Annotated in this window: 25 protein-coding genes; 17 read left to right on the top strand and 8 right to left on the bottom strand. The window is 50.2% G+C overall.

The features are described from left to right. Window positions 1-554 precede the first annotated feature (554 nt). Both GC128_RS08545 and mdtD read left to right on the top strand, forming a co-directional pair. Entirely contained in the window at window positions 555-1,253 is a 699-nt protein-coding gene (locus GC128_RS08545; RefSeq protein WP_151993931.1) for a FadR/GntR family transcriptional regulator, read from the top strand. Window positions 1,254-1,296: 43 nt separating this feature from the next. Continuing rightward, a complete protein-coding gene (gene mdtD / locus GC128_RS08540; RefSeq protein ID WP_151993930.1) occupies window positions 1,297-2,679 on the top strand; it encodes a multidrug transporter subunit MdtD in 1,383 nt (460 codons plus the stop codon). On the opposite strand, the gene rbsR is transcribed toward mdtD, so the two are convergent. The 7 genes from rbsR to kup all read right to left on the bottom strand — a co-directional run bounded on the left by rbsR (window position 2,676) and on the right by kup (window position 10,560). After that, entirely contained in the window at window positions 2,676-3,668 is a 993-nt protein-coding gene (gene rbsR / locus GC128_RS08535) for a ribose operon transcriptional repressor RbsR (protein ID WP_151993929.1), read from the bottom strand. The genes mdtD and rbsR overlap by 4 nt on opposite strands. 2 nt (window positions 3,669-3,670) lie before the next feature. Continuing rightward, a complete protein-coding gene (rbsK, locus tag GC128_RS08530; RefSeq protein WP_151993928.1) occupies window positions 3,671-4,600 on the bottom strand; it encodes a ribokinase in 930 nt (309 codons plus the stop codon). Window positions 4,601-4,677: 77 nt separating this feature from the next. Beyond that, window positions 4,678-5,565 carry a ribose ABC transporter substrate-binding protein RbsB gene (rbsB, locus tag GC128_RS08525; RefSeq protein ID WP_151993927.1) on the bottom strand — a complete coding sequence of 296 codons (888 nt, stop codon included), beginning with the start codon at window positions 5,563-5,565 and terminating at the stop codon, window positions 4,678-4,680. A 28-nt stretch (window positions 5,566-5,593) separates the two neighbouring features. Continuing rightward, window positions 5,594-6,559: a ribose ABC transporter permease gene (rbsC, locus tag GC128_RS08520; RefSeq protein ID WP_151993926.1), complete on the bottom strand. Its 966-nt coding sequence runs from the start codon at window positions 6,557-6,559 to the stop codon at window positions 5,594-5,596. Continuing rightward, the gene (gene rbsA, locus GC128_RS08515) at window positions 6,556-8,070 is read right to left on the bottom strand and encodes a ribose ABC transporter ATP-binding protein RbsA (protein ID WP_151993925.1); all 1,515 of its coding nucleotides are present in this window, start codon (window positions 8,068-8,070) and stop codon (window positions 6,556-6,558) included. Before rbsA ends, rbsC begins: the two co-directional genes overlap by 4 nt. A gap of 7 nt (window positions 8,071-8,077) precedes the next feature. Continuing rightward, window positions 8,078-8,497 carry a D-ribose pyranase gene (gene rbsD / locus GC128_RS08510; RefSeq protein WP_151993924.1) on the bottom strand — a complete coding sequence of 140 codons (420 nt, stop codon included), beginning with the start codon at window positions 8,495-8,497 and terminating at the stop codon, window positions 8,078-8,080. Window positions 8,498-8,691: 194 nt separating this feature from the next. Further along, on the bottom strand, window positions 8,692-10,560 hold the full coding sequence (gene kup, locus GC128_RS08505; RefSeq protein ID WP_151993923.1) for a low affinity potassium transporter Kup: 1,869 nt from the start codon (window positions 10,558-10,560) through the stop codon (window positions 8,692-8,694). Between the two features lie 225 nt (window positions 10,561-10,785). On the opposite strand from kup, the gene ravA reads away from it, so the two are divergent. Together ravA and viaA are read left to right on the top strand one after the other, a co-directional pair. Then, the gene (gene ravA, locus GC128_RS08500) at window positions 10,786-12,279 is read left to right on the top strand and encodes an ATPase RavA (protein WP_151993922.1); all 1,494 of its coding nucleotides are present in this window, start codon (window positions 10,786-10,788) and stop codon (window positions 12,277-12,279) included. Next, window positions 12,279-13,730: an ATPase RavA stimulator ViaA gene (gene viaA, locus GC128_RS08495; RefSeq protein ID WP_151993921.1), complete on the top strand. Its 1,452-nt coding sequence runs from the start codon at window positions 12,279-12,281 to the stop codon at window positions 13,728-13,730. Before ravA ends, viaA begins: the two co-directional genes overlap by 1 nt. 3 nt (window positions 13,731-13,733) lie before the next feature. On the opposite strand, the gene asnA is transcribed toward viaA, so the two are convergent. After that, complete coding sequence (asnA, locus tag GC128_RS08490; RefSeq protein WP_151993920.1) at window positions 13,734-14,726, bottom strand: aspartate--ammonia ligase; 993 nt, start codon at window positions 14,724-14,726, stop codon at window positions 13,734-13,736. A gap of 156 nt (window positions 14,727-14,882) precedes the next feature. On the opposite strand from asnA, the gene asnC reads away from it, so the two are divergent. From asnC to GC128_RS08425, 13 genes are all read left to right on the top strand, one after another. Beyond that, the gene (asnC, locus tag GC128_RS08485; RefSeq protein ID WP_034499887.1) at window positions 14,883-15,341 is read left to right on the top strand and encodes a transcriptional regulator AsnC; all 459 of its coding nucleotides are present in this window, start codon (window positions 14,883-14,885) and stop codon (window positions 15,339-15,341) included. Window positions 15,342-15,431: 90 nt separating this feature from the next. Then, window positions 15,432-15,881, top strand: a complete 450-nt coding sequence (gene mioC / locus GC128_RS08480; protein WP_064555894.1) for an FMN-binding protein MioC — start codon at window positions 15,432-15,434, stop codon at window positions 15,879-15,881. Window positions 15,882-16,254: 373 nt separating this feature from the next. After that, window positions 16,255-18,144, top strand: a complete 1,890-nt coding sequence (gene mnmG, locus GC128_RS08475) for a tRNA uridine-5-carboxymethylaminomethyl(34) synthesis enzyme MnmG (protein ID WP_151993919.1) — start codon at window positions 16,255-16,257, stop codon at window positions 18,142-18,144. Between the two features lie 59 nt (window positions 18,145-18,203). Next, window positions 18,204-18,827: a 16S rRNA (guanine(527)-N(7))-methyltransferase RsmG gene (gene rsmG, locus GC128_RS08470; RefSeq protein WP_151993918.1), complete on the top strand. Its 624-nt coding sequence runs from the start codon at window positions 18,204-18,206 to the stop codon at window positions 18,825-18,827. A 618-nt stretch (window positions 18,828-19,445) separates the two neighbouring features. Continuing rightward, on the top strand, window positions 19,446-19,826 hold the full coding sequence (gene atpI, locus GC128_RS08465) for a F0F1 ATP synthase subunit I (RefSeq protein ID WP_064541969.1): 381 nt from the start codon (window positions 19,446-19,448) through the stop codon (window positions 19,824-19,826). An 8-nt stretch (window positions 19,827-19,834) separates the two neighbouring features. Continuing rightward, window positions 19,835-20,653, top strand: coding sequence for a F0F1 ATP synthase subunit A (atpB, locus tag GC128_RS08460; protein ID WP_034460700.1), 819 nt, complete (start codon window positions 19,835-19,837; stop codon window positions 20,651-20,653). Window positions 20,654-20,701: 48 nt separating this feature from the next. Further along, window positions 20,702-20,941: a F0F1 ATP synthase subunit C gene (gene atpE, locus GC128_RS08455; protein ID WP_004393045.1), complete on the top strand. Its 240-nt coding sequence runs from the start codon at window positions 20,702-20,704 to the stop codon at window positions 20,939-20,941. 61 nt (window positions 20,942-21,002) lie between these two features. Then, window positions 21,003-21,473, top strand: coding sequence for a F0F1 ATP synthase subunit B (gene atpF / locus GC128_RS08450; RefSeq protein ID WP_034460698.1), 471 nt, complete (start codon window positions 21,003-21,005; stop codon window positions 21,471-21,473). Between the two features lie 14 nt (window positions 21,474-21,487). Beyond that, a complete protein-coding gene (gene atpH / locus GC128_RS08445) occupies window positions 21,488-22,021 on the top strand; it encodes a F0F1 ATP synthase subunit delta (protein WP_064514880.1) in 534 nt (177 codons plus the stop codon). Window positions 22,022-22,033: 12 nt separating this feature from the next. After that, complete coding sequence (gene atpA / locus GC128_RS08440; RefSeq protein WP_151993917.1) at window positions 22,034-23,575, top strand: F0F1 ATP synthase subunit alpha; 1,542 nt, start codon at window positions 22,034-22,036, stop codon at window positions 23,573-23,575. Between the two features lie 50 nt (window positions 23,576-23,625). Beyond that, complete coding sequence (atpG, locus tag GC128_RS08435; protein WP_115631717.1) at window positions 23,626-24,489, top strand: F0F1 ATP synthase subunit gamma; 864 nt, start codon at window positions 23,626-23,628, stop codon at window positions 24,487-24,489. A 28-nt stretch (window positions 24,490-24,517) separates the two neighbouring features. After that, a complete protein-coding gene (atpD, locus tag GC128_RS08430; protein WP_064514874.1) occupies window positions 24,518-25,900 on the top strand; it encodes a F0F1 ATP synthase subunit beta in 1,383 nt (460 codons plus the stop codon). 20 nt (window positions 25,901-25,920) lie between these two features. Further along, entirely contained in the window at window positions 25,921-26,340 is a 420-nt protein-coding gene (locus GC128_RS08425; RefSeq protein WP_124025055.1) for a F0F1 ATP synthase subunit epsilon, read from the top strand. Window positions 26,341-26,400 lie beyond the last annotated feature (60 nt).

Raw genomic sequence — 26,400 nt, 5'->3', positions numbered from 1 at the left:
TGTGTTAGGCCTGCCGCCAGCGTTCAATCTGAGCCATGATCAAACTCTTCAATTAAAAGCTTGATTTGCTTCAACTCGTGAAGCGGTGCTCAAAAATTAACTTTCGTAATAATTCAACTAAATGAATTACTGCTTGGTCACTCTTCAAGACTTGATATTTTTTTGATACCCGAAGGTATCTGAGATATCAATCCTGCGAGTGCCCACACAGATTGTCTGATAAATTGTTAAAGAGCAGTGAGTTGCGCGCTTTCGCTTGCTAACTCGAGGTGGCGTATATTACGCCTTCCTCTTTCAGAGTCAAGCGTTTATTTTCGCTTTTCATCTGGCTGACGGGCCGGTTTGTAAGCCGTTGCGCCGTGTCAGTGGAGGCGCAGTATAGGGATTTTCTGGAAGGTGACAAGTGTTTATTGCAAATAGATTACCAAGCGTCTTTTTTTTCGCCAAAAGCACTACAAAACAGCTGTAACACGGGATATTTGCTGTTTTAAGCACCAGTAAAGGACACCTGGTGGCATACTACAAATAGAAATAACGCTAAAGGAATTGCATTTATGTCTCTATCTGCACAACAACTCGCGGCACAAAAGAACCTTTCCTATGTTCTTGCGGAAAAACTAGCGCAACGCATTCTGCGAGGTGAGTACGAAGCGGGCAGTATATTGCCTGGTGAAATCGAATTGGGTGAAATCTTCGGAGTTAGTCGCACAGCGGTACGAGAAGCAGTAAAGACATTAACAGCAAAAGGAATGGTTCTACCTCGCCCGCGTATTGGTACTCGAGTTATGCCTCGCAGTCACTGGAACTTCCTTGATAAGGAGTTGCTCACGTGGTGGATGACAGAGGAGAACTTTAATGATGTGGTGGATTACTTCCTTGTTATGCGTAATAGCCTGGAACCACAAGCCTGTGCCATGGCCGCTATTAATGGTACTCAAGAGCAGAAAGCATTTCTCAACGAGATGATGGTAGAAATGGTAAAGCTGAAAGACTCGTTTGACCGCCAACGCTGGATAGAAATCGATATGGCTTACCATGAACAAATCTATGCAATGAGTGGTAACCCTTTCCTTTGTTCTTTCGCTAACTTATTCCGCTCTATTTATTACAATTACTTTACCGCAATAACTAATAACGACGTTATTAAGCTCGACTTGCACCAGGCAATCGTTGATGCCATTACCCAGGGCGACAGCCAGGCCGCGTTAATCGCCGGCCAGACACTGTTAAAAGAACCCTCCGCTCAAGGGTAAAGACTCGCCTTCTCCTGGATGCGTTTAAAACATCAGGATAAAAATGACCAAAACAGCTCGCAGTATGGCCGGGTTACCGTGGATAGCGGCAATGGCTTTCTTTATGCAGGCGCTGGATGCCACAATTCTCAACACAGCCTTACCCGCAATTGCTCATAGTCTTGGGCGCTCTCCACTGGCAATGCAATCCGCGATTATCAGTTATACCTTAACCGTTGCGATGCTGATCCCCGTCAGTGGTTGGCTTGCTGACCGCTTTGGTACTCGGCGTGTGTTTATGTTTGCGGTTTCCCTCTTTACTCTCGGTTCGTTTGCCTGCGCGATGTCAAACTCGCTCGGTGAGTTGGTTGTCTTCCGTGTGATACAGGGTATCGGCGGGGCGATGATGATGCCGGTCGCCCGCTTAGCATTACTGCGAGCCTATCCGCGCAGTGAACTCTTACCGGTTTTAAACTTTGTCACCATGCCCGGATTGGTCGGCCCCATCCTCGGCCCACTACTCGGCGGTGTTTTGGTTACATGGGCGAGCTGGCACTGGATTTTCCTCATTAATATACCTATTGGTATCCTTGGGCTGATTTACGCACGTAAGTACATGCCAAACTTTACGACTTCACGTCGTGGCTTTGATATGACAGGTTTTCTTCTGTTTGGCCTAAGCCTGGTGCTTTTCTCAAGCGGAGTGGAATTATTCGGCGAGCGAATTGTTTCAAGTTATATCGGCATTTTGACCATTATTGGCGGTCTGGTTCTGTTAGCCACTTATATATGGCATGCGCGCCGACATCCTACGCCACTGATCGCGCTGCCGATGTTTCGTACCAGAACCTTCTCTGTCGGTATTATCGGGAATCTCGCATCGCGCCTCGGCACCGGTTGCGTCCCCTTCCTTATGCCTTTAATGCTACAGGTTGGTTTTGGCTATTCGGCGCTGATCGCTGGCTGCATGATGGCACCGACTGCAATTGGTTCTCTGCTGGCTAAATCCACCGTGACTCAGGTATTACGCCGACTGGGTTATAGGAAAACGTTAGTCTGTGTGACTGTGATCATCGGTTTGCTGATTGGACAATTTTCATTGCAGTCGCCGGGGATGGAAGTGTGGCTACTGATTCTGCCGCTATTTATTCTTGGGATGGCGATGTCCACGCAGTTCACGGCTATGAATACCATTACGCTTGCGGACCTCACCGATGAAAATGCCAGTAGCGGAAATAGTGTATTGGCGGTGACGCAACAACTGGCAATTAGCCTTGGCGTCGCGGTAAGTGCAGCTGTACTTCGTCTATATGAGGGCGTCGAGAGTATTAACACTGTCGAGCAGTTCCACTATACATTCCTGACGATGGGTGGGGTGACGCTCGTTTCGGCTCTCGTGTTCTTACTGTTACGCCCGAAAGATGGGCGCAACATGATTAAACGCTAGGCTGAACCACGCACCACCAGTTCAGGCGTCAGAAACAGGCGCTGTTGCTCCTGGGAGGGTTGTGCCATTCGGTGTATCAGCACATCAACGGCCAACTCACCCAATTCATCTTTAGGCTGATGAATAGTCGTGAGCGGTGGCGTCATATAACGCGCCAGTTCTATATCGTCGTAACCAACAACCGCCATATTCTGTGGAACCGTCAATCCCGCCTGATACAAAGCCTGATATGCGCCAACCGCCATCGCATCATTGCCGGTAAATACGGCGTGCGGCGGTTGTTCCAGTGCAAGCAGGGAATTCATCGCTGTGAAACCACCCTGAAACTCAAAGTCGCCGATGATTTCATACCCTTCACGAATCTCAAGCCCTGCGCGGTTCATCGCCTTGCGATAACCTTCGAGGCGCAAACGCGCTGGCGTTTTATCCTGCGGACCGGTAATACAAGCGATGTGGGTATAGCCATTATCAATAAGATGTTGCGTTGCAGTCTCGCCGCCTAGCAGCGAGTTGTCCTGAATCACATCGCTTTCGCCCTCGAAAGGCGACCAGTCCATCATCACGGTTGGAATTGAAGGATAGCGACTCATGATGTCAGGCGAAGGGAGATGGGTTTCAGTACATAAAAGAAGAAGGCCGTCGACGCGCTTTTGCAGCAGCGTTTCCAGGTTGCGATTCATTCGCTGCTCGTCGCCTTCGGTATTGCAAAGCACCAGGCTGTAACCGCGCTCAAAACAACTGCGTTCCACGCCACGCACCAGTTCGGAATAAAACGGGTTGCTACTGGCGGTGATTAGCATCCCGATAGTGTGCGTTTGATTGAGCTTGAGGCTACGCGCCAGAGCGGATGGCGCATAGTTAAGAGTCTTGATTGCCGCATCAACCTTTGCACGAACGGCATCACTCACAAAACGGTCGTTATTAATGACGTGCGAAACGGTAGAAGTCGAAACCCCCGCCAGCTTCGCGACGTCTTTCATGGTGGCCATGATTATCCTTGCTGTTGCAAAAACTCGTCGATTTCATGACGCCATGGCACGGAAGGTTGCGCACCTTTACGAGTCACGGCAATAGCGGCAGCCGCATGTGCAAAACGAATCGCTTCATTCATTGGTTTTTCTTCCAGCAAGGCCGTCACCAACGCACCATTAAAGGTGTCGCCAGCGGCGATGGTATCCACGGCTTTAACTTTAAAACCTGGCACGCGCTGACCGTTGCAGTTTTCACTAAGCCAAACGCCGCGACTGCCAAGCGTAATAATGACAGTTTGAATGCCTTTCGCATGCAGAGCTTTGGCCGCAACTGCTGCGTCGTCATCGTTTTCAACGCGCACGCCCGTCAGCTTTTCCGCTTCGGTTTCATTTGGCGTGATCATATCCACCAGCCCAAGTAGCTCGTCTGATAATTCACAGGCTGGTGCTGGGTTGAGCACGACTTTAGTTTGGTTCTGATGAGCAATTTTAGCCGCCGCCAGCACGCTTTCCAGCGGTGACTCGAGCTGCATTAAAAGTGCAGAAGCCTCTGCAATTTTTTGATTCTGTTCCGCCACAAGCGAAGGCGTTAATGCACCGTTCGCTCCGGCGTGAATACCAATCACGTTTTCACCCGCGCCATTCACGAAGATCAGCGCAACGCCGGTTGAAGCATCTTTAATGGAGCTAATCGGCGAGGTGTCGATTTTGTCGCTTGCCAGTTGTTTGCAAACGCGGTTGCCAGTGTCGTCGTCGCCCACACAGGCAATAAAGGCAATGTCTGCGCCGCTGCGCCCGGCAGCAACTGCCTGGTTGGCTCCTTTCCCACCGAACGCGACCTGGTACTCTTGCCCGGTAACGGTTTCACCCGGCGTCGGAAAATGTTCAAGATTCAGGATATGGTCAGCGTTGATGCTGCCAAGGACGACGAGCTTGCCTTTCGTTTTCATTTTTATCCGTCCAGTTAAGAGCGCCACCCCAGATTCTGGAGTGGAGTGGCGCGGTGCCCTGCTTTTCTATTGTTGTCTTATTTAGTAACCAGCTTCAGGTCGACCGGGATTTTGGAGTCGACTTTTTCGCCTTTCAATACTTTGTCTGCGGTTTCTACACCGATAACGCCAATTTGGTCAGCCATCTGAGCCACGGTTGCACCCAGTTTGCCACCTTCAACGGCTTTCACGCCGTCTGCGGTGCCATCGAAGCCAACAACCAGCACGTCGGATTTACCGGCAGTTTGCAGAGCACGCAACGCGCCCAGTGCCATTTCGTCATTCTGAGCAAAGACCGCCTGCACATCAGGATGCGCAGTCAGCAGGTTTTGCATGACGTTCAGGCCCTTAGTACGGTCGAAGTCAGCAGGCTGGCTCGCCAGAACAGTAAACTTGTGCGCAGCCGTCGCTTGTTTGAAGCCTTCGCCACGTTCACGCGCAGCAGATGCACCAGCAATGCCCTGCAATTCGATAACTTTCGCGCCTTCACCCAGTTTCTTAGCAATGAAGTCACCGGCCATCTTGCCACCAGCCACGTTATCAGAAGCAATGTGGCTGACTACAGTCCCCTGGTTCGCCATACGGTCGAGGGTAATCACTGGGATTTTAGCCTGGTTGGCCATTTTCACCGCATTACCTACCGCATCGGAATCAGTTGGGTTGATAAGCATCAATTTAGTGCCGCGAACGGTTAGGTCCTGCACGTTAGCCAGTTCTTTCGCTGGGTTATTCTGGGAGTCCAACACGATCAGGTTATAGCCCAGTTTGTCTGCTTCTTTCTGTGCGCCGTCTTTCAGGGAAACGAAGAACGGGTTATTCAGCGTGGAAACAACCAGCGCGATGGTATCTTTAGCCATGGCGTTAGCGCTGACAGTGGCGCTCAGTGCAACAGCGGAAACCAGAGTAGCCAGTTTTTTCATATTCATAGTCAGATGTCCTGTAGGGTTATGATTGTTACTGCTTTTTGTTGTCCACCAGCACCGCCAGTAAAATAACCACTGCTTTGACGATCATCTGGTAATAAGAAGAAACACCTAATAAATTCAGCCCGTTATTCAGGAAGCCTAAGATCAGCGCCCCGATCAGCGTCCCAACGATTCGCCCTTTCCCGCCCGCAAGGCTTGTGCCGCCCAGAACCACCGCCGCGATAGCATCCAGTTCATAGCCTGTACCCGCCGTCGGTTGTGCAGAGGAAAGACGTGCCACCTCGATAATCCCGGCTAAAGACGCCAGCAGACCGCAAAGTGAGTAAACGATAATTTTAACTTTGTTAACGCTGATGCCGGACAGGCGCGTTGCCGCTTCGTTACCGCCCAGCGCATAGATATAACGGCCCAGGCGAGTGTGGTGCAGCATGTACCATGCAGCCAGGAAAACGATACCCATGATCCACACAGGCGTTGGGATCCCCAGCGGACGGCCAATACCAAACCAGCCAAACAGATCGGCGTTATCAGAGAACCCGGTGTTTACCGGGCTCCCGTTGGTGTACACCATCGTCACGCCACGCAGTAAAAGCATCATCACCAGCGTGGCAATAAACGCCTGCACCCGCCCCTTAGCAACAATCACCCCTGTTATAGCCCCGATTGCAGCACCCAACGCCAATGCACCGGCAATGGCCACCAGCGAGTTGACTTCTAAACCAACAATCGAGGCGGCTACAGCTCCGGTCAGCGCCAGTAAAGAACCGACAGACAGGTCGATTCCCGAAGTCAGAATAACCAGCGTCATCCCGACCGCCATAATGGCGTTCACAGAGGTTTGTTGCAGGATGTTGAACAGGTTATTGACGGTGAAAAAGTTCGGGCTAAGGCTCGACACAATCGCAATCAGTACCAGCAGAGCGATAAGGGATTTTTGTTCTAACAGCCACGCTTTAGTGAACCAGCGACGGCCAGGAATAGCTTGGGTACTCATTTTACAGACTCCTGATTCACGCGATTGAGCTTGCCGACGGCTGCCGCCATTAAGACTTCCTGAGTGGCTTCTTCACGGGTAAATTCCCCGCCCAGATGCCCCTCGTGCATCACCATAATTCGGTCACTCATACCGAGCACTTCCGGCATTTCGGACGAAACGAGAATGATGCTTAACCCATCGGCTTTGAACTGGTTGATTAACTGGTAAATTTCTTTCTTAGCGCCAACGTCCACGCCGCGCGTTGGCTCATCAAGAATCAGCACTTTTGGGCGCGTCATCAGGCCACGGGCAATCGCCACTTTTTGTTGATTCCCCCCTGAAAGCAGGCCGATTGGCTGCTCCATTGACGGGGTTTTCACGTTGAACAAACGGATAAAGTCCTGCACCGCTTGCTGTTCATCTTTATGTTTCAGGCGGCCGACGTTATGGCTGAAGTAGCGCAGTGCGGTTAGCGACATGTTCTCTTTCACCGACATGCCGAGCACCAGCCCATCACGCTTACGGTCTTCGGAGATATAAACGATGCCGTTTGCCAGGCCATCTTGCGGCGAGCGCGTCACCACTTCACGACCATCAAGCGCAACATAGCCGCCGGTACGCGGCAGTGCGCCATACAGCACTTTCATTAATTCGGTACGACCCGCGCCCATTAAACCGGCAACGCCGAGAATCTCGCCTTTGCGCAAAGTGAAACTGACGTCATGCACGCCTGATCCGGAAAGGTTATCTACGCGCAGAAGGATTTCGCCAGGTTGTTTATCCAGGCGAGGGTATTGGTCTTCAAGTTTGCGGCCGACCATCATTTCGATAAGCGTATCTTCGGTCAGCGTTACCACTTCACGCTCGGCAATAAACTGCCCGTCGCGGAATACGGTCACATCATCGCAAATCTCGAAGATCTCTTTCATGCGGTGCGAGATATAGACGATGCCACGCCCCTGAGCTTTCAGCTCGCGGATAACGCGGAATAAAGAATCGGTTTCGGTATCGGTCAAAGCATCGGTGGGTTCATCCATCACAATGACTTTCGACTCGAAGCTCAGAACTTTCGCGATTTCGACCATCTGCTGATCGCCAATCGACAAATCACCCACCAGCTTCTGGCTGTTAAAGCGCAGGTTGAGCTTAGCGAGCAACTTATCCGCCTCGGCATACATCGTTTTCCAGTCGATTTTGCCAAAGCGGTTAACGAATTCACGGCCGAGGAAGATGTTTTCCGCGATGCTGAGCTGCGGTATCAGGTTCAGTTCCTGGTGAATAATGCCGATACCCGCTTCCTGTGAGGATTTCGGGCCATTAAAGGTGGTTTCTGTACCAAGCCATAACAACGACCCGGCATCACGTTGATAGATGCCGGTCAGCACTTTCATCATGGTGGACTTGCCAGCGCCGTTTTCACCCACCAGCGCCATCACGCGCCCCGGATAAACATTCAGCGCGGCTCCTGACAGGGCTTTTACGCCCGGGAACGCTTTATCGATCCCTTTTAATTGCAGTAACGGTTCCATGCCGGCCTCAGAAAGTTACGCCAGCACAGAGAATGATATTCGCATACGGGGAACACTCCCCGCTGCGAATAACCGCCTGGCTATCAGCGGTGTGTTGCTTGAACTGCTCATGACTAATGTAACGAATAGAAATGGTGTTTCCCTGGTGTTGTTGCAGTTGCTCGATGTGCTTGAGCAACGTTTCATGGAGTTGGGGATTATGTTGTTTAATTTCCGAAGCTAAGTACGCCGCTTCAACCTGCATCTCTTGCGTTACGACTTCAACGACCTGCATAAAACCCGGTACGCCGTGAGTCAGAGCCAAATCTATACGCGGTGTATTGCGCGGAATCGGCAATCCTGCATCGCCAATCACCAGCGTGTCGGTGTGGCCAAGACGGGAAATAACAGACGAGATATCAGCGTTGAGAACTGTGCCTTTCTTCATTTTCTTACTCCACTAGCGAAACGTTTCGCTGGAGTAAAGTGTAGGAAATATAGTGATGGTAAAACAACCAGCACATTGCGGAAATGTGATCGCCATCGAAACGTTTCGCTGCATTGTTTCATTACGAAGGAAATGAGAGCGCGTTCAGTCAACAGGCAAAGAAAAACGCCCCTTCGATTGAAGAGGCGTTGGCGTTAAATCTCGACCTGGGTACCTAACTCGATAACCCGGTTTGGCGGAATTTCGAACTGGTCAGGCGCCCGCAGAGCGTTTCGTTGCAAGGCTAAGAATAGCTTGCCGCGCAGACGCAGATACCATGGCCGTTTGCCGATGATCAGCGATTCATGGGACATAAAGAACGACGTCTCCATCATTCGGCAGCTCAACCCTTCCAGGCCGCAGCGGTGGAATACTTCTTCCACGTTTGGCGTTTCGCGCCAGCCGTAGCTTGCCACCACGCGCCAGAACGTCGGCGAAAGCTGCTCGATAGAAACACGACGCACATTATGAACGTACGGTGCATCTTCAGTTCGCAGCGTCAGGAGTACCACGCGCTCATGCAGCACTTTGTTGTGCTTGAGGTTGTGAAGCATTGCAAAAGGAATCACGTTCAGCGCACGGGACATATAAACCGCTGTACCCGGCACGCGTACCGGCGGTGATTTTTCCAGGGACGCAATCATCGCTTCCAGTGAATTTCCGTGCTCATGCATACGGCGCAGTAGACGGAAACGCTCGCTTTTCCAGGTCGTCATAATGATAAACATCACCAGTGCCAGGCACAGCGGCAGCCAACCACCGGAGAAGATTTTGACCACGTTTGCTGAGAACAACGGGATGTCGATACACAGGAAAGCAAAGCCCATCAGCAGCACAGCAATTTTGTTCCAGTGCCAGTTTTTGGTGGCGACGGTACAACAAAGGATGGACGTCAGCACCATCGTACCCGTTACCGCGATACCGTAAGCTGCAGCCAGGTTGCTGGAGTGCTCGAAACTCACAATCACAATCACCACGGAGATATAAAGGAGCCAGTTAATTGCTGGCACATAAATCTGCCCGGATTCCATTTCCGAGGTGTGGATGATGCGCATTGGCGACAGGTAACCCAAGCGCACAGCCTGGCGAGTCAACGAGAACACGCCGGATATAACCGCCTGAGAAGCGATAACCGTTGCCAGTGTTGCCAGAATCATCAGCGGGATCAGCGCCCAGTCAGGAGCTAACAAGAAGAATGGGTTCTTTATAGCTTCCGGGGTTTTGAGCAGCAGTGCGCCCTGGCCGAAATAGTTAAGCACCAGTGACGGCAATACCACCGAGAACCACGCAATACGAATCGGCAACTTACCAAAGTGGCCCATATCCGCATACAACGCTTCAACCCCGGTAATAGAAAGCACTACAGCGCCGAGAGCAAAGAATGAAACTGTTTTGTATTCGATGAAGAAGTGCACCGCCCACGCAGGATTCAGCGCATGAAGCACTTCCGGGTTGTCGATAATACTGCGCGCACCTAACACTGCCAGAACCAGGAACCATAGCATCATGACAGGAGCAAACAGTTTACCCACCAACCCAGTACCGTGTTTCTGAATCATAAACAGCAGAGTCAGTACTGCTATCGACAACGGAACGATATAGGCGTCAAGCTGCGGCGCGGCTATCTCAAGCCCTTCGATGGCCGACATAACCGATATTGCCGGGGTGATGACTACCTCGCCATAGAAGAAGCTGCCGCCGATCAATCCCATGATCACCAACACCGACGTCATTCTTGCCGAAGTATTACGCCCAGCCAAAGACATTAGCGTCAAAATACCGCCTTCACCGGCGTTATCAGCACGCATGACAAAAGTGAGATATTTAACCGAGACGACTAAGATCAATAACCAGAAAATTAAAGATAAAAAGCCAAATACGGCGTCACGTTCTACGCCAAACCCAAATTGACCAGACAGACATTCACGAAGGGTATAAAGCGGGCTAGTACCGATATCACCGTATACCACCCCAATTGCAGCCAGCGTTATCGCAGGCAATGATTGTTTATTATCAGCGCTCATAGACTAATCTTTTGTTGGAATCCCGAAAGCGTGTGCTTAGTCCCTTGGCCCACAAAAAGGCGCACAGTATGCACGATAATCAAGGAAATCGTATCCCTAAATACAACAGGCTTAACTTATGTCAGGGAAAAAAGAGCCGCCCATCAATCCATTAACGATAATATAGATGAACGATATACTCGTTTTTCTGAACTGTGGTCACCGCGTAAGGATGCAATGCTAATTATGGCTCAATCACATTTATTGGCTGAAAGAATTTCACGGCTTAGCCAGGCACTGGAAAAAGGACTGTTTGAACGCCAACATGCTGTACGACTTTGCCTGCTGGCAGCGCTAAGCGGTGAAAGTGTTTTCTTGCTTGGCCCTCCCGGTATAGCCAAGAGTTTGATTGCCCGCCGACTGAAGTTTGCATTCCAGCATGCGCGCGCTTTTGAATACCTGATGACGCGTTTCTCCACCCCAGAAGAGGTGTTTGGTCCGCTTTCCATTCAGGCTTTAAAAGATGAAGGCCGCTATGAACGTCTGACTGCGGGCTATCTGCCTGAAGCCGAAATCGTGTTTCTCGATGAAATCTGGAAAGCAGGCCCGGCGATTCTGAATACCTTGCTGACGGCAATAAATGAACGCCGTTTCCGTAACGGCGCCAGCGAAGAGAAAATCCCGATGCGTTTGCTGGTGGCGGCGTCCAACGAACTCCCAGAAGCGGACAGCAGCCTGGAAGCGTTGTATGACCGAATGCTGATTCGCCTGTGGCTCGACAAAGTGCAGGACAAAGGCAATTTCCGCTCGATGCTCACCAGCCAGCATGATGAAAACGACAATCCGGTGCCGGAAAATCTTCAGGTTTCTGACGACGAGTATTTCCAGTGGCAGAAAGATATCGGCACCGTTTCACTGCCAGATAACGTTTTTGAGCTGATCTTCACTTTGCGCCAGCAGTTAGAGGATGCCTCGGGTGCGCCTTATGTCTCCGATCGCCGCTGGAAGAAAGCTATTAGATTGCTGCAAGCCAGCGCCTTCTTTAGTGGCCGAAATTCCGTCGCGCCAATTGATTTAATCCTGCTGAAAGATTGCCTGTGGCACGACACCGCAGCGATGAATTTGATGCAACAACAGCTCGAAATATTGATGACCGGGCACGCCTGGCAACAACATGCGATGCTCAGTAAATTGGCGGCTATTCTGCAGCGCCGTATCCAGTTACAGCAGCAGCATAGCGACCGTGAAGCGATCACAGTCACCAAACAGGGCGGCATGTTTACTCGTCGTCCTCAGTATCAACTGCCAGATTACCTGACGGGTGAAACGCTGACATTGCTGCTCCAGCAGCCGCTAAAACTGCATGATATCGAAGTTCTCCACGTATCCATTCCCCGTGAAGCCTGTGCGCAGTGGCTGATAAAAGGAGGAGAGTTACGCGGCAAACTCAACGGTATTGGTTTTGCTCAGGTTCTGAATATGGAAGTCGATAGCAGCCAGCATCTGGTTTTGCGCGATATCAGTTTACAAGGCACACGCCTGATGATGCCGGGCAAACAGCAGGAAGGGATGCCTGCGGAGATCAAACAGCAATTTGACGCACTCGAAGAGACTCTCCACCAGCAACATGAACGGTTTAACGATCAGCAAAAATGCCTGTTTATCCACAACGAATGGCTCGGGAAAATTGAAGCCAGTCTGCAAGATGTGGCGGAACAGATTAAACAGGCGCGGCATTAATGCTCAGCGTTGAAGCTCTTGATGTCATCCTCGCGATTAGCGAGGGTGAATTAATAGAAGGAGTGATTGTCGCGCTGTTGGCAGCCCCGCAGCTGGCCCTATTCTTTGAAAAATTCCCGCGCATGAAAAAGGCGGTCACCCAGGATATTCCTCGCTGGCGAGAATTGCTGAAAGCCCGCTTGCATGACACCAACATCCCTCAAGAATTAGCCTGGGAAGTGCAGTGTTATCAGCAAAGCCAGTTGCTCACCACCAGCCAGCTATCCACAAAACTGCCGGAAATTTTGCAGTTATTGAAAAATGTCGATTCACCCTTTTTTGAGCAAGCACAAAAGCTGGTGGCGGGAACTCCTCGTCTGACACCCGCGCAACAAACACTGTTCCTGCAACGCTGGCGGTTAAGCCTTGTCGTTCAAACCACATCCTTAAATCAGCAATTACTGGAAGACGAGCGCGACCAGTTACTGGCGGAAGTTCAGCAGCGCTTGGCATTAAGCGGCCAGCTTGAACCGGTTCTGGTTGATAGCGACAACGCAGCCAGCCGGCTTTGGGACATGAGCGCTGGTTCGCTTAAACGCGGCGACTATCAGCTCATCGTGCAGTACGGTGATTTCCTCGCCAGTCAGCCTGAATTGCTCAAACTGGCCGAACAGCTTGGTCGCTCTAAAGAAGCAAAAGCGGTGCCGAGAAAAGATGCTCCAACTGAAACCTGGCGCATGTTGGTGCGTGAGCCTGCAACGGTGCCAGAACAGGTTGACGGGCTTCAGCGTAGCGATGACATTTTGCGGTTATTACCCCCAGAGTTGGCAACACTTGGCATTAGTGAGCTGGAATTTGAGTTCTACCGTCGGCTGGTGGAAAAGCAGTTGCTGACTTATCGGTTACATGGTGATTCCTGGCGCGAGAAAGTAGTCGAGCGCCCTGTCGTTCACCAGGATTTTGACGAGCAGCCACGCGGGCCTTTCATTGTTTGCGTGGATACTTCAGGTTCAATGGGCGGTTTTAACGAACAATGTGCCAAAGCGTTTTGCCTCGCACTGATGCGCGTGGCGCTGGCCGATAACCGTCGCTGTTTCATCATGCTGTTTTCCAGTGAAGTGGTGCGCTACGAGGTGTGTGGTGCAGATGGTATTGAGCAAGCGATCCGTTTTCTGAGCCAGCGTTTTCGCGGTGGTACCGATCTCGCCAGTTGCTTTAGGGCAATCGCAGAAAAAATGCAGGGAAGTGAATGGTTTGATGCCGATGCGGTTGTGATTTCTGACTTTATTGCTCAACGCTTGCCAGATGATGTCGTCACACAAGTGAAGGATCTGCAGCGTAAACATTTACATCGTTTTCATGCAGTCGCGATGTCGGGGCATGGTAAGCCCGGCATCATGCGCATATTCGATCATATCTGGCGCTTCGATACCGGGATGCGTAGCCGCCTGCTGCGTCGCTGGCGGCGTTAATTCTTACAACAGTGATGCTACCTTCGTATGGACTTCAGCAGGCCACACGCCGCACTGTACCTGACCAATGTGCGGCTGTTGCAGCATCAGCATCACCAGGCGAGACTGGCCAATACCACCACCAATAGTTTGCGGCATTTCACCTTTGAGCAGTGACTGGTGCCACTCAAGTTGCAGACGATCGTCATCACCCGTTACGGCCAACTGGCGTTTTAAAGTTTCAGCGTCGACTCGGATCCCCATAGACGAGAGCTCAAACGCATCTTCGAGGATCGGGTTCCACACCATAATGTCACCGTTCAACCCTTTGAAATCGCCCTGACTGGCGGTTGACCAGTCATCGTAATCCGGTGCACGAACATCATGGCGTTTTCCATCTGCCAGTTTGCCACCAATACCAATCAGAAACACCGCGCCCAGCTCTTTGGCAATCGCACGCTCACGCCCTTTTGCATCAAGGTCGGGGAAACGCTGTTGTAGCTCTTCGCTATGAACAAAGTGGATTTGTTCAGGCAGGAATGGCGTCAAACCGTACTGCTCGCTCACTGCGGCTTCCGTGGCTTTCATTGCCGCCCAGATGCTTTCTACAGTTTGCTTGAGCGTACCGAGATGACGTTCTCCTTCACCCATAACTCGTTCCCAATCCCACTGATCAACGTACACAGAGTGAATAGGGGTCAAACGGTCTTCATCGGGGCGAAGAGCTTTCATGTGCGTGTAAAGCCCTTCGCCCGCGCTGAAGTCGTGCTGGCCGAGTGTTTTTCTTTTCCATTTAGCCAGCGAATGCACCACTTCAAACTGCGCGTCAGGCAAGGTTTTCACCTTCACCTGCACCGCCTTTTCACAACCAGACAGATTGTCTTGAGTACCATCACCCACGCGGCTGAGAATCGGAGCCTGGACTTCCATCAGACCAAGCTTTTCTTCCAGTTGACGAGAGAAGTGGGACTTAACAAAACTAATCTGGCGTTGTTTAGCGATGTAGGCAGTTTTCATGGTTTTCTCTTTATTGTGTTGTTTTACTGACGATGATTAAGCAACAAACTCGGCATAACATTCAATAATCAACAATAAAAAAGCCTTACTGGTTTTCAATCGACTAATTTAAGGCTATAAATTCTGAACTATCGTTACTAATCATAGGAAAAAGTGATGGATAATTATCAGATCGACAATCTCGATCGCGGCATCCTCGACGCGTTAATGGCAAATGCTCGTACTGCTTATGCAGAACTGGCTAAACAATTTGGTGTTAGCCCTGGCACTATTCACGTACGCGTAGAGAAGATGAAGCAGGCAGGGATCATTACCGGCGCACGCATCGACATCAGCCCTAAACAACTGGGTTACGACGTTTGCTGCTTTATCGGCATCATTTTAAAGAGTGCGAAGGACTACCCTTCGGCACTGGCAAAACTGGAAAGCCTCGAAGAAGTCACCGAGGCGTATTACACCACCGGGCACTACAGCATCTTTATTAAGGTGATGTGTCGATCTATCGATGCGCTTCAACAGGTACTTATCAACAAGATTCAAACAATTGATGAAATTCAGTCCACCGAAACACTGATCTCCCTCCAGAACCCGATCATGCGGACCATCAAGCCCTGACAGCTATTTTTAATACCCATATTATCCACAGGTAGATCGCAGGCCTTACACAGCGTACAATGCCCATCGTTTCGAAAAGGTGGGATCGCAATGACAGAAGTTACTCTGATTAGCGGCAGTACCCTGGGCAGTGCTGAATATGTGGCTGAACATTTAGCGCAGAAGCTAGATGAGGCGGGTTTTACGACCCAAACGCTGCATGGACCACTGTTTGAAGATCTACAAACCAGTGGGATATGGCTGATTGTCTCTTCTACTCATGGAGCAGGTGATCTTCCTGACAATCTGCAACCGTTGTTCGATGCTATAAATGAAGAACGTCCGGATCTGAGTTCTCTTCATTATGGTGCAATCGGAATTGGTAGTCGTGAATACGACACTTTTTGCGGCGCAATTGAAAAATTGGACACCCTTCTGACGGAGTGCGGAGCTAAAAGAGTGGGCTCTTTACTCAAAGTGAACATCCTTGATCACGATATTCCGGAGGATCCGGCAGAGATTTGGGTCGGATCATGGAAGAATTTACTCCTGGATTTGTAAAGATCTAACTTTTATCTGTGTATAAGTATGCTTAAAACCTTGGGTTAAGCAGTAGTTATCCCAATAACAACTCCTGTTCACTTTTTGAGTTGTGCATAACTAGTGATTTTGATCCCAGCTTATACGTTCTGGGATCACCGATCATTCACAGCTAATGATCCTTCTTAATCACTTGATCTCTTTAGCATAAAAACGGTTATCCACAGAACATGCCGATCCTAATAAGAGATCATAATAAAGAGATCTTTAAATAAAAAAGATCTTCTTTTAATTACCTACGATCCCAATACTTTCTCGAAAGGCTAAAGTTAAGTAGAATCGCCAACCTCGGGAATCAGTCATCCCCCCATTTGCAAAACCGTGAGGCAGTACCATGTTTTATCCAGATCCTTTTGACGTCATCATCATTGGCGGGGGTCATGCAGGCACTGAGGCTGCAATGGCCGCTGCACGGATGGGCCAACAAACCCTTCTTTTGACTCACAATATCGACACTCTGGGACAGATGTCTTGTAACCCAGCAATCGGTGGTATTGGCAAGGGACATCTGGTTAAAGAAGTGGATGCTTTAGGCGGTTTGATGGCAAAAGCTATCGACCATGCCGGTATCCAGTTTAGGATACTAAACGCGAGCAAAGGCCCTGCAGTACGGGCTACTCGTGCTCAGGCAGACCGAGTGCTGTATCGCCAGGCGGTACGCACTGCGTTGGAAAACCAGCCGAACCTGATGATCTTCCAACAAGCTGTTGAAGATCTGATTGTTGAGAACGATCGCGTTGTCGGTGCTGTCACACAAATGGGTCTGAAGTTCCGCGCTAAATCCGTGGTACTGACTGTCGGTACGTTCCTGGACGGCAAAATTCATATCGGACTGGATAACTACAGCGGTGGCCGTGCAGGCGATCCGCCATCCATTTCGCTTTCACGTCGTCTGCGTGAACTGCCACTTCGTGTCAGTCGCCTGAAAACAGGCACACCACCACGTATCGACGCACGCACTATCGATTTCAGCGTACTTGCAAGGCAGCATGGCGATACCCCAATGCCGGTGTTCTCGTTCATGGGAAATGTGAACCAGCATCCTGCGCAAGTACCGTGTTACATCACGCATACCAACGAAAAAACGCATGACGTTATTCGTAATAACCTCGATCGCAGCCCGATGTATGCAGGTGTTATCGAAGGGATTGGTCCGCGTTACTGCCCGTCAATCGAAGACAAAGTGATGCGTTTTGCTGATCGCAATCAGCACCAAATCTTCCTTGAACCTGAAGGGCTAACCAGCAACGAAATCTACCCGAACGGCATCTCCACCAGCCTGCCGTTTGATGTTCAGATGCAGATCGTCCGTTCGATGGAAGGCATGGAAAATGCGAAGATCGTGCGACCTGGCTATGCTATCGAATACGACTTCTTCGATCCTCGCGATCTGAAACCAACGCTGGAAAGTAAATACATTCAGGGTCTGTTCTTTGCTGGCCAAATCAACGGCACTACCGGTTACGAAGAAGCTGCGGCGCAAGGCTTATTGGCTGGTTTGAACGCAGCACGCTTCTCTGCAGAGAAAGAGGGTTGGGCACCCGCTCGCTCACAGGCATACCTCGGCGTATTGGTAGACGATCTTTGCACCCTCGGCACGAAAGAACCGTACCGCATGTTTACCTCACGTGCTGAATACCGCCTGATGCTGCGTGAAGATAACGCCGATCTGCGTTTAACCGCCGTTGGTCGTGAAATGGGTCTGGTGGATGACGAACGTTGGGCACGCTTTAACGAAAAACTGGAAAGCATTGAGCTTGAGCGTCAGCGTCTGAAAGACATCTGGCTGCATCCTCACTCTGAAAGTGTTGAAGAAGTGAACGCCAAGCTAAGTGCTCCACTATCGCGTGAAGCAAATGGCGAAGATCTGCTGCGTCGTCCAGAAATGACCTATGCTGAGATGATGCAACTATCAGTATTTGCACCGGGTCTTCAAGATCCACAGTCTGCTGAACAGGTAGAAATTCAGGTCAAATACGAAGGCTATATCGTGCGTCAGCAAGAAGAGATTGAAAAACAACAACGTAACGAAAATACGTTGCTTCCTGCAACGATGGACTATCGGCAGGTGAGTGGTCTTTCTAACGAAGTGATCGCTAAGCTTAACGATCACAAACCAGTCTCAATAGGCCAAGCATCACGCATTTCAGGGGTAACCCCGGCGGCGATCTCCATTTTGCTTGTCTGGCTAAAAAAACAAGGCCTGCTTCGTCGTAGCGCCTGATTTATAAATTTTCAGGGCCAGGAATTCCTGGCCCGTTTTTTTGATGGGTATTGACCACAGTGCTTAACAAACTGAATCGCCTGCTGGAAAGCGCAGGCATTACGCTGCCAGAAAACCAGAAACAACAGCTGGTGGGTTATGTTGAACTGCTCCACAAGTGGAACAAAGCGTATAACCTAACCTCTGTTCGTCTTCCTGAAGACATGTTGGTACGCCATATTCTGGATAGTATCGTTGTAGAGCCGTACTTGCAGGGCTCACGTTTTATCGATGTGGGAACAGGTCCTGGTTTACCAGGGATCCCGCTGGCAATTGTGCGCCCGGACTCGCATTTTACGCTGCTCGACAGCCTCGGTAAGCGTGTACGCTTCCTGCGCCAGGTTCAGCATGAGCTCCACCTTGATAACATCACGCCAGTACAAAGCCGTGTAGAAGAGTTCCCGGCCGAGCCACCTTTTGATGGGGTTATCAGTCGTGCTTTTGCCTCAATGACTGACATGGTGACTTGGTGTAAACATCTGCCTGCTGAGCATGGTCGCTTCTATGCTCTCAAAGGATTGCGCCCGGATGATGAAATTGCAGCCTTACCCGCGAGCTTCACGGTTGAAGAAGTTATTCGTTTGCAGGTGCCAGAGCTTGATGGCGAACGTCATCTGGTGATGATTAAGCCAAACAAAAATTAATATTTATCAAAAAAAGGCGAAAAAGGATTGTTTCTTTTTGGTTAAAAAATCAAGAGAAAAGGCCTGAAATCTCTGGTTACATTTAACGCGAGTTTAACTTTTCGCTATCACTTTTTTAACGCGAAATGCAGAGTTAGTTTTAAAATTAGTTAAGCATGAAAATATAACCCTGCTAAATATTACGTAAGTATCAAACGTGGATGATTGTTAAAATATAAATAAAAATGTCAATGAAATGTTTGAATGATGTTTCAGGCTATTTTAAATAGAGTAGCCAGTAATCAGCTTATTTATCAGACATCTGTGTTTCGCACTTAATGAGACAGACAAATGCATAATGGCTGTGACATGTTTGATTTGTGATCTTGTGCACGCTTTATTAGGCGACTATTTCGGTTGTTTGCCCTTTTAGGGAAAATAACCAGTATTTAGAAAAAGTTGAAAAATAACTGCGTTGGAAAATATTTAAACATTTGTTCACCTTTTTGCTACTTAATGTTTGAAATCACGGGGCCGCACCGTATAATTTGCTCGCTTTTTGAGGCTTGACTCAAAAGCGTAAAGGCAGTTTTATACCAGCGCGACATACCCCGAAGGGAGCAGGAGTTAGGATACGCCATGTCTGTGTCGCTATTGAGTAGAAACGTTGCTCGTAAGCTTCTGTTCCTTCAGCTTCTTGCAGTGATAGCAATTGGATTGCTGTTTTGCCTCAAAGACCCCGCGTGGGGTGCTTCTGCTTTTGGCGGAGGCCTGGCAGCCTGGTTGCCAAATGCTGTATTTATGAATTTTGCCTGGCGTCACCAAGTGCATACACCGTCAAAGGGCCGTTTGGCCTGGACCTTCGCTATCGGCGAAGTATTAAAGGTGATAGCGAGCTTTACCATACTGGTGGTGGCGTTAGCTGGTTTTAAGGCGGTATTGTTGCCGCTTATTGTGACGTGGGTTTCGGTGCTGGTTGTGCAGATACTCGCACCAGCTGTAATTAACAACAAAGGGTAAGAGGCATCATGTCTGCAGGAGAAATCTCTACACCGCAGGAGTATATAGGCCACCATCTGAATAACCTTCAGTTGGACCTGCGTACTTTCTCGCTGGTTGATCCGTATCACCCCCCAGCTACCTTCTGGACACTCAATATTGACTCCATGTTCTTCTCCGTGGTTCTGGGTTTCTTGTTCCTGGTGTTATTCCGCAAAGTAGCAAAAAACGCTACTAGTGGTGTCCCAGGGAAATTCCAGACAGCAGTTGAGTTGGTCATCGGCTTTGTTAATAGCAGTGTCAAAGACATGTACCATGGCAAAAGCAAGGTCATTGCACCGCTTGCTCTGACGGTCTTTGTCTGGGTATTCCTGATGAACCTGATGGACCTGCTGCCAATCGATTTCCTGCCGTTTATCGGCGAGCATATCTTTGGCCTGCCAGCCCTGCGTGTGGTGCCGTCTGCGGACGTGAACATCACCCTGTCTATGGCGCTTGGCGTGTTTATCCTGATTCTTTTCTACAGCATCAAAATGAAAGGCATTGGCGGCTTCACGAAAGAGCTGACGCTGCAGCCGTTCAATCACTGGGCATTTATACCGTTCAACTTAATCCTTGAAGGTGTGAGCCTGCTTTCCAAACCTATTTCTCTTGGTCTGCGACTGTTCGGCAACATGTATGCCGGTGAATTGATTTTCATTCTGATTGCTGGTCTGTTGCCGTGGTGGTCACAGTGGATTCTGAGTGTGCCTTGGGCCATTTTCCACATACTGATCATTACGCTGCAAGCCTTCATTTTCATGGTTCTGACGATCGTCTATCTGTCGATGGCATCTGAAGAGCATTGATTTTACTTACCACTACTGCGTTTTAACTGAAACAAACTGGAGACTGTCATGGAAAACCTGAATATGGATCTGCTGTACATGGCTGCCGCAATTATGATGGGCCTTGCGGCAATCGGTGCGGCGATCGGTATCGGCATCCTCGGTGGAAAATTCCTGGAAGGCGCAGCGCGTCAACCTGATTTGATTCCTCTGCTGCGTACTCAGTTCTTTATCGTTATGGGTCTGGTGGATGCTATCCCGATGATCGCTGTTGGTCTGGGTCTGTACGTGATGTTCGCCGTCGCGTAGTAAGCATTGCTTAATACACCAAGCAATATCAGAACGTTAACTAACAAAGAGGCATTGTGCTGTGAATCTTAACGCAACAATCCTCGGCCAGGCCATCGCGTTTGTCCTGTTTGTTCTGTTCTGCATGAAGTACGTATGGCCGCCAATCATGGCTGCCATCGAGAAGCGTCAACAAGAAATTGCTGACGGTCTCTCTTCTGCAGAACGTGCCAAAAAGGACCTTGACCTTGCACAGGCCAACGCGACCGACCAGCTGAAAAAAGCCAAAGGTGAAGCTCAGGTGATTATTGAGCAGGCGAACAAACGCCGTGCTCAGATCCTTGAAGAAGCTAAAACCGAGGCAGAGCAGGAACGTGACAAAATCGTTGCACAGGCTCAGGCAGAAATCGACGCAGAGCGTAAACGCGCTCGTGAAGAACTGCGTAAGCAAGTGGCTCTGCTGGCTATCGCCGGTGCCGAGAAGATCATTGAACGTTCCGTGGATGAAGCTGCTAACAGCGACATCGTTGATAAACTGGTCGCTGAACTGTAAGGAGGGAGGGGCTGATGTCTGAATTTGTAACTGTAGCTCGCCCCTACGCCAAAGCAGCTTTTGACTTTGCCGTCGAGCACCAAAGCGTTGATAACTGGCAGCATATGCTAGGTTTCGCCGCTGAGGTGTCTAAAAACGAACAAATAGCAGAGCTTCTTTCCGGCGCATTAGCTCCGGATACTCTCTCTGCGTCGTTTATCTCCATCTGTGGTGACCAGCTAGACGCCAATGGCCAGAACCTGATTAAGGTGATGGCTGAAAATGGGCGTCTGAAAGTTCTTCCTGATGTTCTTGAGCAATTCGTTCAACTGCGTGCAGCCCAAGAGGCTACCGTTGAAGTCGAAGTGACTTCTGCCAGCGCATTAAACGAAGACCAGCTTTCGAAGATCAGCGCCGCGATGGAAAAACGTCTGTCACGCAAAGTTAAGCTGAATTGCAAAATTGACAAGTCTGTAATGGCGGGTGTCATTATCCGTGCAGGTGATATGGTTATTGATGGTAGCGTACGCGGCCGTCTTGATCGCCTGACAGACGTCTTGCAGTCTTAAGGGGACTGGAGCATGCAACTGAATTCCACCGAAATCAGCGAACTGATCAAGCAGCGCATTGCTCAGTTCAGTGTTGTGAGCGAGGCTCACAACGAAGGTACAATCGTTTCTGTAAGTGACGGTATCATCCGCGTACACGGCCTGGCCGATGTAATGCAGGGTGAGATGATTTCCCTTCCGGGAAACCGTTACGCCATTGCACTGAACCTCGAGCGCGACTCTGTAGGTGCAGTAGTAATGGGTCCGTATGCTGACCTTGCCGAAGGCATGAAAGTTAAGTGTACTGGCCGTATTCTTGAAGTACCGGTAGGCCGTGGCCTGCTGGGTCGTGTGGTGAACACTCTGGGTGCACCTATCGATGGTAAAGGTCCGCTTGAGCATGACGGCTTTGCTGCCGTTGAAGCGATCGCACCAGGTGTAATCGAACGTCAATCCGTAGACCAGCCTGTACAGACTGGTTATAAGTCCGTCGATGCCATGATCCCAATCGGTCGTGGTCAGCGTGAACTTATCATCGGTGACCGTCAGACAGGTAAAACTGCTCTGGCAATCGATGCCATCATCAACCAGCGTGATTCCGGCATCAAATGTATCTACGTTGCTATCGGCCAGAAAGCGTCCACTATCTCTAACGTGGTACGTAAACTGGAAGAGCACGGCGCACTGGCTAACACTATCGTTGTTGTTGCAACTGCATCAGAATCTGCTGCACTGCAATACCTGGCACCGTACTCCGGTTGCGCGATGGGTGAATACTTCCGTGACCGCGGTGAAGATGCACTGATCATTTATGATGACCTGTCTAAACAGGCTGTTGCTTATCGTCAGATTTCCCTGCTGCTTCGTCGTCCACCAGGTCGTGAAGCTTACCCAGGCGACGTATTCTATCTCCACTCCCGTTTGCTGGAACGTGCTGCGCGTGTTAACGCTGAATACGTTGAAGCATTCACTAAGGGTGAAGTGAAAGGCAAAACAGGTTCCCTGACTGCGCTTCCGATTATCGAAACGCAAGCGGGTGACGTTTCCGCGTTCGTTCCGACCAACGTAATTTCTATTACCGATGGTCAGATCTTCCTGGAATCAACACTGTTTAACGCCGGTATTCGTCCTGCGGTTAACCCGGGTATCTCCGTATCTCGTGTTGGTGGTGCTGCTCAGACCAAGATCATGAAAAAACTGTCCGGTGGTATCCGTACCGCTCTGGCACAGTATCGTGAACTGGCTGCGTTCTCTCAGTTTGCATCAGATCTTGACGATGCGACCCGTAAGCAGTTGAGCCATGGTCAGAAAGTGACCGAGCTCCTGAAACAGAAACAATATGCGCCGATGTCTGTAGCGCAGCAGTCTCTGGTTCTGTTCGCTGCTGAACGTGGTTACCTCGAAGATGTGGAACTGGCTAAAATCGGTAGCTTCGAAGCCGCTCTGCTGGCTTACGTTGACCGTGACCATGCTCCACTGATGCAAGAAATCAACCAATCTGGTGGCTATAACGACGAAATCGAAGGCAAGCTGAAAGGCATCCTCGATTCCTTCAAAGCAACTCAGTCCTGGTAAAGTCTGGCGGCTTGTCTTAGGGCAAGCCGCAAGGCATTGAGGAGAAGCTCATGGCCGGCGCAAAAGAGATACGTAGTAAGATCGCAAGCGTCCAGAACACGCAGAAGATCACCAAAGCAATGGAAATGGTCGCCGCGTCCAAAATGCGTAAAACGCAGGAACGCATGGCTGCCAGCCGTCCTTACGCAGAAACTATGCGTAAAGTGATCGGCCACCTGGCTTTGGGTAATCTTGAATACAAACACCCTTACCTGGATGAACGCGAAGTCAAACGCGTGGGCTACCTGGTGGTGTCCACTGACCGTGGTCTGTGTGGTGGCTTGAACACTAACCTGTTCAAAAAGCTGCTGGCTGACATGAAAGAGTGGTCCGATAAAGGCGTTCAAAGCGAAATCGCAATGATCGGCTCTAAAGGCGTCTCTTTCTTCAACTCTGTAGGCGGCAATATTGTTGCTCAGGTGACTGGTATGGGTGATAACCCTTCCCTGTCCGAGTTGATTGGCCCGGTGAAAGTGATGTTGCAGGCCTACGATGAAGGCCGTCTGGACAAGCTGTATGTTGTCAGCAACAAATTTATTAACACAATGTCTCAGGTTCCTACCCTTACCCAACTGCTGCCGTTACCGCCAGCAGAAGACGGCGAGTTGAAGAAGAAATCCTGGGATTATCTGTATGAACCTGATCCTAAAGCGCTGCTGGACACCTTGTTGCGCCGTTATGTGGAATCTCAGGTTTATCAGGGCGTCGTAGAAAACCTGGCCAGCGAGCAGGCCGCACGTATGGTGGCGATGAAAGCCGCTACCGACAATGGCGGCAGCCTGATTAAAGAGCTGCAGTTGGTTTACAACAAAGCTCGTCAGGCCAGCATTACTCAGGAACTCACCGAAATCGTCGGTGGCGCTTCCGCGGTATAACCAGGTTTACGTATTTAGAGGATTCGAGATGGCTACTGGAAAGATTATCCAGGTAATCGGCGCCGTGGTGGACGTCGAGTTCCCTCAGGATGCCGTACCAAAAGTGTACGACGCTCTTGAGGTTACAAATGGTAAAGACCGTCTGGTGCTGGAAGTTCAGCAACAGTTAGGTGGTGGCGTAGTTCGTACTATCGCCATGGGTACTTCTGATGGTTTGCGTCGTGGTCTGGAAGTTTCTAACCTCGATCACCCAATTGAAGTGCCGGTAGGTAAAGCAACTCTGGGTCGTATCATGAACGTCCTGGGCGAGCCTATCGACATGAAAGGCGATATCGGCGAAGAAGAGCGTTGGGCTATTCACCGTTCTGCTCCAAGCTACGAAGAGCTGTCAAGCTCTCAAGATCTGCTGGAAACCGGCATCAAAGTAATGGACCTGATTTGCCCGTTCGCTAAGGGCGGTAAAGTTGGTCTGTTCGGTGGTGCGGGTGTTGGTAAAACTGTAAACATGATGGAGCTGATCCGTAACATCGCGATCGAGCACTCCGGTTACTCTGTGTTTGCAGGTGTGGGTGAGCGTACTCGTGAGGGTAACGACTTCTACCACGAAATGACCGACTCCAACGTTCTGGACAAAGTATCACTGGTTTATGGCCAGATGAACGAGCCACCAGGTAACCGTCTGCGCGTTGCGCTGACCGGTCTGACCATGGCTGAGAAGTTCCGTGACGAAGGTCGTGACGTTCTGCTGTTCGTTGATAACATTTACCGTTATACCCTGGCCGGTACAGAAGTATCTGCACTGCTGGGTCGTATGCCATCTGCGGTAGGTTACCAGCCAACTCTGGCAGAAGAGATGGGTGTTTTGCAGGAGCGTATTACCTCCACCAAAACTGGCTCAATCACTTCTGTTCAAGCGGTATACGTACCTGCGGATGACTTGACTGACCCATCTCCAGCAACCACCTTTGCTCACTTGGATGCAACCGTGGTACTGAGCCGTAACATCGCGTCTCTGGGTATCTACCCTGCGGTAGATCCACTGGATTCCACCAGCCGTCAGTTAGATCCACTGGTTGTTGGCCAGGAACACTACGACACCGCGCGTGGCGTGCAGTCTATTCTGCAACGTTACCAGGAACTGAAAGACATCATCGCCATTCTTGGTATGGATGAACTTTCTGAAGAAGATAAATTGGTTGTAGCACGTGCGCGTAAGATTCAGCGCTTCCTGTCTCAGCCATTCTTCGTAGCAGAAGTCTTTACCGGTTCTCCAGGCAAGTTCGTATCGCTGAAAGATACTATCCGTGGCTTTAAAGGCATCATGGACGGCGAATATGACCATCTGCCAGAGCAGGCGTTCTACATGGTTGGTACTATCGACGAAGCCGTTGAGAAAGCTAAAAAACTTTAACGCCTTAATCGGAGGGTGACATGGCAATGACTTATCACCTGGACGTCGTCAGCGCGGAGAGCCAAATGTTCTCCGGTCTGGTTGAGAAGATCCAGGTAACGGGTAGCGAAGGTGAGCTGGGGATATATCCTGGCCACGCCCCGCTGCTCACCGCCATTAAGCCTGGTATGATCCGCATCGTTAAACAGCACGGACATGAAGAGTATATCTACTTGTCTGGTGGTGTGATGGAAGTGCAGCCTGGCACGGTAACCGTGCTGGCCGATACCGCAATTCGTGGTCAGGACCTCGACGAAGCTCGAGCCCTGGAAGCGAAGCGTAAAGCGGAAGAGCGCATCCATAGTTCCCACGGTGATGTGGACTACGCTCAGGCTTCTGCTGAACTGGCTAAGGCGATCGCGAAACTTCGCGTTATCGAGTTGACCAGAAAAGCGATGTAACTACCTGCTTGAAAAGACAAATGCCAGCCAGGTTTCCCTGACTGGCATTTTTTTCGTCTG

This window comes from Buttiauxella massiliensis (genome assembly GCF_902500225.1).
GTDB lineage: Bacteria > Pseudomonadota > Gammaproteobacteria > Enterobacterales > Enterobacteriaceae > Buttiauxella > Buttiauxella massiliensis.
The sequence above is the reverse complement of the archived record's forward strand: the minus strand, read 5'-3'. Positions and strand labels throughout refer to the sequence as shown.

What these genes read in the sequence shown, in the direction of transcription:
- GC128_RS08545 (WP_151993931.1), top strand. Translation starts at nt 555, where the DNA reads ATGTCTCTATCTGCACAACAACTCGCGGCACAAAAGAACCTTTCCTAT.
- mdtD (WP_151993930.1), top strand. Translation starts at nt 1,297, where the DNA reads ATGACCAAAACAGCTCGCAGTATGGCCGGGTTACCGTGGATAGCGGCA.
- rbsR (WP_151993929.1), bottom strand. Translation starts at nt 3,668, where the DNA reads ATGGCCACCATGAAAGACGTCGCGAAGCTGGCGGGGGTTTCGACTTCT.
- rbsK (WP_151993928.1), bottom strand. Translation starts at nt 4,600, where the DNA reads ATGAAAACGAAAGGCAAGCTCGTCGTCCTTGGCAGCATCAACGCTGAC.
- rbsB (WP_151993927.1), bottom strand. Translation starts at nt 5,565, where the DNA reads ATGAATATGAAAAAACTGGCTACTCTGGTTTCCGCTGTTGCACTGAGC.
- rbsC (WP_151993926.1), bottom strand. Translation starts at nt 6,559, where the DNA reads ATGAGTACCCAAGCTATTCCTGGCCGTCGCTGGTTCACTAAAGCGTGG.
- rbsA (WP_151993925.1), bottom strand. Translation starts at nt 8,070, where the DNA reads ATGGAACCGTTACTGCAATTAAAAGGGATCGATAAAGCGTTCCCGGGC.
- rbsD (WP_151993924.1), bottom strand. Translation starts at nt 8,497, where the DNA reads ATGAAGAAAGGCACAGTTCTCAACGCTGATATCTCGTCTGTTATTTCC.
- kup (WP_151993923.1), bottom strand. Translation starts at nt 10,560, where the DNA reads ATGAGCGCTGATAATAAACAATCATTGCCTGCGATAACGCTGGCTGCA.
- ravA (WP_151993922.1), top strand. Translation starts at nt 10,786, where the DNA reads ATGGCTCAATCACATTTATTGGCTGAAAGAATTTCACGGCTTAGCCAG.
- viaA (WP_151993921.1), top strand. Translation starts at nt 12,279, where the DNA reads ATGCTCAGCGTTGAAGCTCTTGATGTCATCCTCGCGATTAGCGAGGGT.
- asnA (WP_151993920.1), bottom strand. Translation starts at nt 14,726, where the DNA reads ATGAAAACTGCCTACATCGCTAAACAACGCCAGATTAGTTTTGTTAAG.
- asnC (WP_034499887.1), top strand. Translation starts at nt 14,883, where the DNA reads ATGGATAATTATCAGATCGACAATCTCGATCGCGGCATCCTCGACGCG.
- mioC (WP_064555894.1), top strand. Translation starts at nt 15,432, where the DNA reads ATGACAGAAGTTACTCTGATTAGCGGCAGTACCCTGGGCAGTGCTGAA.
- mnmG (WP_151993919.1), top strand. Translation starts at nt 16,255, where the DNA reads ATGTTTTATCCAGATCCTTTTGACGTCATCATCATTGGCGGGGGTCAT.
- atpI (WP_064541969.1), top strand. Translation starts at nt 19,446, where the DNA reads ATGTCTGTGTCGCTATTGAGTAGAAACGTTGCTCGTAAGCTTCTGTTC.
- atpB (WP_034460700.1), top strand. Translation starts at nt 19,835, where the DNA reads ATGTCTGCAGGAGAAATCTCTACACCGCAGGAGTATATAGGCCACCAT.
- atpE (WP_004393045.1), top strand. Translation starts at nt 20,702, where the DNA reads ATGGAAAACCTGAATATGGATCTGCTGTACATGGCTGCCGCAATTATG.
- atpH (WP_064514880.1), top strand. Translation starts at nt 21,488, where the DNA reads ATGTCTGAATTTGTAACTGTAGCTCGCCCCTACGCCAAAGCAGCTTTT.
- atpA (WP_151993917.1), top strand. Translation starts at nt 22,034, where the DNA reads ATGCAACTGAATTCCACCGAAATCAGCGAACTGATCAAGCAGCGCATT.
- atpG (WP_115631717.1), top strand. Translation starts at nt 23,626, where the DNA reads ATGGCCGGCGCAAAAGAGATACGTAGTAAGATCGCAAGCGTCCAGAAC.
- atpD (WP_064514874.1), top strand. Translation starts at nt 24,518, where the DNA reads ATGGCTACTGGAAAGATTATCCAGGTAATCGGCGCCGTGGTGGACGTC.
- GC128_RS08425 (WP_124025055.1), top strand. Translation starts at nt 25,921, where the DNA reads ATGGCAATGACTTATCACCTGGACGTCGTCAGCGCGGAGAGCCAAATG.